5 protein-coding genes are annotated in these 2,269 nt (G+C 67.4%); 3 read left to right on the top strand and 2 right to left on the bottom strand.

From position 1 onward, the window contains the following. On the top strand, window positions 1-793 hold a 793-nt coding region (locus J7E68_RS14770; RefSeq protein ID WP_215173830.1), incomplete at its 5' end, for an MFS transporter. 28 nt (window positions 794-821) lie between these two features. On the opposite strand, the gene J7E68_RS14765 is transcribed toward J7E68_RS14770, so the two are convergent. Continuing rightward, on the bottom strand, window positions 822-965 hold the full coding sequence (locus J7E68_RS14765; protein ID WP_215173828.1) for a hypothetical protein: 144 nt from the start codon (window positions 963-965) through the stop codon (window positions 822-824). A gap of 93 nt (window positions 966-1,058) precedes the next feature. On the opposite strand from J7E68_RS14765, the gene J7E68_RS14760 reads away from it, so the two are divergent. Further along, window positions 1,059-1,640, top strand: a complete 582-nt coding sequence (locus J7E68_RS14760) for a 1-acyl-sn-glycerol-3-phosphate acyltransferase (protein ID WP_215173826.1) — start codon at window positions 1,059-1,061, stop codon at window positions 1,638-1,640. An 8-nt stretch (window positions 1,641-1,648) separates the two neighbouring features. Here the strand turns inward: J7E68_RS14760 and J7E68_RS14755 are convergent, their stop codons facing one another. Then, on the bottom strand, window positions 1,649-1,816 hold the full coding sequence (locus J7E68_RS14755) for a hypothetical protein (protein ID WP_215173823.1): 168 nt from the start codon (window positions 1,814-1,816) through the stop codon (window positions 1,649-1,651). Window positions 1,817-1,939: 123 nt separating this feature from the next. Here J7E68_RS14755 and J7E68_RS14750 point away from each other — a divergent pair. Next, window positions 1,940-2,269: DUF6328 family protein (locus tag J7E68_RS14750; RefSeq protein ID WP_251049028.1), on the top strand; the 330-nt coding region annotated here is incomplete at its 3' end.

Raw genomic sequence — 2,269 nt, 5'->3', positions numbered from 1 at the left:
GTTCGGCCTCAGCCAGTTCGGTGGCGAGGGCGGCTCCGGCGAGACGGCCGGAGTGATCTCGCTGGTCGTCGGCGCGATTGCGCTCTCCCTGTTCGTCTGGCGTCAGATCGTGCTGCAGCGGGTCGACGATGCTCTGCTCGACCTGCGGGTGTTCCGTTCGGCGAACTTCACGTTCTCCGTGATCATCATGACGATCCTCGCCCTGTCGATGTTCGGCACCCTGACCCTGCTCCCGCAGTACCTGCAGACGGTCGCCGGCCTCAACGCCCTCGAATCCGGGCTGATCCTGCTGCCCGGTTCGGTGCTGATGGGCCTGCTGGGTCCGATCATGGGTCGCGTCTATGACGCTCGCGGAACGCGTCCGCTGCTGATCCCCGGCACGATCCTCGTGTCGGCCGCTCTGTTCTACTACTCGACCGTGGGCGAGCACACCGTGTGGTGGGTGCTGATCATCGTCCAGGCCGTGATGTCGGTCGGTCTCGCGATGTCGTTCACTCCGCTGTTCTCCGCGTCACTCGGATCGCTGCACCGCTCGCTGTACTCGCACGGCTCCGCTGTGCTGAACACGCTGCAGCAGGTCGGCGGCGCAGCCGGAGTCGCCGTACTCACAGTGACGTACTCCGCGATCCTGCACGCCGGCGAGGCCGAGGGGTTGCCCACTGCGGTGGCCGGTGCGCCGGGAGCGCGGATGGCGTTCCTGATCGCCGCGATCATCTCGCTCGCCGCTGTCGCCCTGAGCGCCTTCGTCCGCAAGCCCGCAGACGATGCGGGTGCCGTGCACGGCGGGCACTGATCGACGCCGCAGCGGCGGGGTCTGATCGCTACTGCGTCTTGGGCGCGGGGAAGTGGCAGACGCCGCCGCTGCAATAGCCTGCCGCATCGTCGTCGAGCAGGTTCGCAGCGCCAGGCAACGGCTGGAGCACGGTCGGTGCGTCCTGCTCGGTGGTGTCCTGTGTCTTGGCCATCATCCGATCGTACGCCTGCTGCAGCGGGGTGGCGTCGAATCGAAACGCGCCACCGACAGCACACAGACAGCCGGTCTCCCCTACGGTTGACGAGTGCTCACACGACTCCTCGCCCGCATCTTCTGGACGTTCAGCCGCTGGACCCTCACCGCTGAGGCGACCCCGACGCGACCGACGATCCTGATCGGCGCACCGCACACCTCGAACTGGGACTTCGTGCTCATGCTGGCGATCGCCTGGAGGTTGCGCATCGAGGTGCACTGGCTCGGCAAGAGCAGTCTCTTCCGCGGCTGGCGCGGGCCGATCATGCGGGCGCTCGGGGGCATCCCGGTCGATCGCGCCGACCCCGCGCGGGTGGTGAACGACGTCGTCGCGCAGGTGCACTCCGGCGGCGTGTTCGGTCTCGTGATCACCCCCGACGGCACCCGCGGGGGCAACGAGTACTGGAAATCCGGTTTCTACCGGATCGCACGGGAGACCGGGATGCCGGTCACGCTCGGATTCGTCGACCGCACGACCATGACGACCGGACTCGGCCCGACACTCGATCTCACCGGCGATGTCTCCGCCGACATGGATCGGATCCGCGAGTTCTACGCAGACAAGGCCGGGCTTCGTCCTGAGCGCCGCACCGTCCCGCGTCTTCGCGAGGAGCAGCCGCCCAGCCGCACCTGAACCCCGGATCACTCCGAGTCTTGGGCATCGACCTCTGAGCGCGCCTCGGCGCGCGCGTAGTCCAGGTCGTCGTCCGACAGAGTCTCGGCCTTGCCGACGACGGCGGCCGTGGTCGTCGGGATCTCTTCACGGGCCTGCTCGCCGGGGTGAGGCGCCGTGTCTCCGAGCACTTCCACGCGGGCTTCGAGCTAGAGCTCTGACCACCAGTCGCGAATCGGCTGGATCGTCATGGTGTCCTCCTTCTCGGTCGGCGTGCAAGAGCCTGGACAACATCCAACCACTCCCGCGAGACTGATCGCATGCACTCCGACGATCACCCGGTTCCTTCCGTCGAACTCGACGATCGAGCCGACGGACGCGATGAGACCCCCAATGAGCGTGCAGATCGCAACTGGGAAGAGCTGCTGCAGGAGCTGCGTTTGATGCTGACCGGCCCGCAGATCCTCACCGGATTCCTGCTCGCGGTGGCCTTCACTCCCCGCTTCGAGGACATGGACGAGTTCCAGCGGGACGTGTACGTCGGGTTGGTCGCATTGGCGGCCCTCGCGACCATCCTCGCCCTCGCGCCGGTGGGAATGCACCGCGCGCTGTTCGGGCGACGCCGCAAGCCTGAGCTGGTGCGCGTCGCG

Origin of the sequence: Microbacterium sp. ISL-103 (assembly GCF_018613995.1) — a bacterium.
Taxonomy (GTDB): Bacteria; Actinomycetota; Actinomycetes; order Actinomycetales; family Microbacteriaceae; genus Microbacterium.
Note: the sequence above shows the minus strand (reverse complement) of the source record. Positions and strands in the feature narration are given on the sequence as shown.

Excerpts from the sequence above, each read along its gene's own strand:
- J7E68_RS14765 (WP_215173828.1), bottom strand. The coding sequence starts at position 965 with ATGGCCAAGACACAGGACACCACCGAGCAGGACGCACCGACCGTGCTC.